At 60.2% G+C, this 2,522-nt stretch carries 2 protein-coding genes; both read left to right on the top strand.

Going from position 1 to position 2,522, the window contains the following annotated elements; genetic code table 11:
* Positions 1–513, top strand: a 513-nt coding sequence (locus AAC083_RS09345) for a dihydrodipicolinate synthase family protein (protein WP_181364699.1), incomplete at its 5' end; no start/stop codon positions are given.
* A gap of 93 nt (positions 514–606) precedes the next feature.
* Complete coding sequence (locus AAC083_RS09340; RefSeq protein WP_108536430.1) at positions 607–2,247, top strand: sensor domain-containing diguanylate cyclase; 1,641 nt, start codon at positions 607–609, stop codon at positions 2,245–2,247.
* The last annotated feature ends 275 nt before the right edge of the window (positions 2,248–2,522 follow it).

Raw genomic sequence — 2,522 nt, 5'->3', positions numbered from 1 at the left:
GTACACGACGCGACGACCAAGCCCATCATCGTTTACAACATTCCGCCGCGCGCCATCGTCGATGTGCAACCGGCTACCCTGGCTCGCTTGGCCGAACTGCCGCGTATCGCTGGCGTGAAGGATGCCACCGGCGACCTGGCCCGCCCCTGGACCGAGCGCCAGCTGATCAAAACGCCGTTTGCCTGGCTCTCCGGTGAAGATGCCACCGCCGTGGCCTACAACATAGGCGGTGGCCAGGGTTGTATCTCGGTAACTGCCAACGTGGCTCCCAAGCTGGTGGCAGAGGTGCAGAACCTGACGCTGGCTGGCAAGTGGCAAGCCGCGCGTGAACTGCAAGACCAGCTCATACCGCTCCATCAGGCGATGTTTGCCGAGCCGAGCCCGGCCGGTGCCAAATATGCGGTTTCCCTGCTCGGTTTCTGCAGTGAGGAGTGCCGCCTGCCGGTTATGCCGCTGTCCGAGGCGACCCGTGAACGCATCCGCAGTGCGATGCAGGCATTGAATCTGTTATAAAAATTGGGCTCTGGATCGCGCTTTTGACTGCCTGGTCAATTAATGGCAAAGTTTGCCGATATACTCGCTTGGATACAACCAAGGATGGCAGGTATGCAGGAATGGGATCCAGAGCACTTCACCAGTTTTGAACACCTCTGTGAAGTGACGCTGGCAACGGTCAGGGAAAAGACAGAAGCCGAACAAATTTACCTTTGGTTGCGGGCTCCCGAGTCCCAACTTTACAGTTTTCAGCTCGATCAGGGGCTGGTCTGCCTGAATGCAGACATTGCTGCCCCCCTCAAACTCCCCGTCATTTTCATCGAACAGGCCTTCGACAAGGGCCAGCTGGTGGTGGAGCAGATAGCCCCGACGACCGATGTCTGGGAGACGGTCGAACCCGAAATTCCGCGCCTGCGTGCCTGCTTCCCGCTCAAACGCCAGAAGGGGTTGAAGGCGGTGGTCTATCTGGAGACCCGCCGTCGTCTCGATCGCCTCTCCCGACGCCAGCAGCAGAGCATCCAACTGCTGATGCACTATCTGGCCGCCGAGCTGGAGAGCCGCTTGCTCGCCAACCAGATCGATCAGGAGCGGGATCAACGCAGGCACACCCAGGCCGATCTCATCCGCAGCCAGGCGCTGCAAGACTCTTTCCTCAGCATGTTGCAGGCGTTGCATCAGGTGGGGGTCAAACTTTCCCGTTGCGACAGCGAACATCAACTGCTGCACGATGCGGTGGCGCTGGCCCGTCAGGATCTGCAGTTCGACCGCATCGCCATCTTCCTGGTCGATGCCGAGTTCAAGACCATGCACGGCACCTGGGGCACCAACGAAGCGGGTGAACTCATTGACGAGCGCCACTTCATCAGCTCGATTCCTGAGCATCCCGCGGTGCAGGAGGCCCTGCGCCGCAAGGACTATGTGCTGGTGCTGGAAGATGCGCCGCTCTACTACGAGAAGCAGGAGGTGGGGCGTGGCTGGAATGCCATGGTTTCACTGTGGGACGGTGCCACTCCCATCGGCTGGATCGCAGCCGACAACCTGTTGTGGCGGCGGCCGCTCAAGGCGTACCAGAGCGAGATCTTCAAGCAGTATGCGGCCATGCTCTCCCAGTTGTTGATCCGCCAGCGCACCCAGGCCGCACTGGAGCGCTTCAATCGGGAGCTGGAGCTGAGGGTCAGCGAGCGCACCATGCAATTGGCGGAGACCAACCGGGCGCTGGAGGAGGCCAACAAGCGACTGTCGCTGCTGTCGCTGGAGGATCCCCTGACCGGCATAGCCAATCGTCGTCACTGGGATCTCACCATGCAGCGTGAGTGGGAGTGGGCCCGTCGTCACCAGGGCCTGCTGGCGGTGCTGATGATCGATGTGGACGACTTCAAGTCCTACAACGATCACTTCGGCCATGCCAAAGGGGATCAATGTTTGCAACAGGTGGCCAGTTTGCTGCAGGAGGCGGAGCGGCGGCGCACCAACCTGGTGGCCCGCTATGGCGGGGAGGAGTTCGTGATCCTGCTGTGCGGCCCACAACCCGGAGAGGCCGAGCGGTTGGCGGAGCGGATTCACGAGGGGCTCCATGAATTAAAGATCCCTCATCCGGCTTCCCGAGTTACTGATTTCATTACGGTTAGCATAGGTTTTAGCTATCTGGTTCCCTCGCTGGATTGCACATGGCAGAGCTTGACCGAACAGGCCGATCAGGCGCTCTATCATGCCAAATCCCAGGGGAGGGCGTGTACGCTAGCCTATCGGTGAACCCATGGTGTGACGTCGCCATCCCCTCTTCCATTGTCGTCTTGCCCTCGTTACCTATGGCATGGACTCTCCGCTTGCCGATCCCGCCGAATGGACTCTTCTCACGATGCAATGCTGCGAGCTGATCGCCGCGACTGCGCTCGGCAAGGCCGCGGCCAGCTGGGCGTTGTTTGGTGAGCTTGGTATTGGATGGGTGGTTACTCTACGAGTAGCCCAAAGCCCATCAGCCCAAGGATGTGAAGCGGGTGTTTTAGCCCTGTGAGGGGCCGCTCTTT

The sequence above is a fragment of the Aeromonas sp. HMWF014 genome (assembly GCF_963878295.1).
Classification (GTDB): Bacteria; Pseudomonadota; Gammaproteobacteria; order Enterobacterales; family Aeromonadaceae; genus Aeromonas; species Aeromonas popoffii.
Note: the sequence above shows the minus strand (reverse complement) of the source record. Positions and strands in the feature narration are given on the sequence as shown.

Coding starts and splice junctions, on each gene's coding strand:
- AAC083_RS09340 (WP_108536430.1), top strand. CDS start 607: ATGCAGGAATGGGATCCAGAGCACTTCACCAGTTTTGAACACCTCTGT.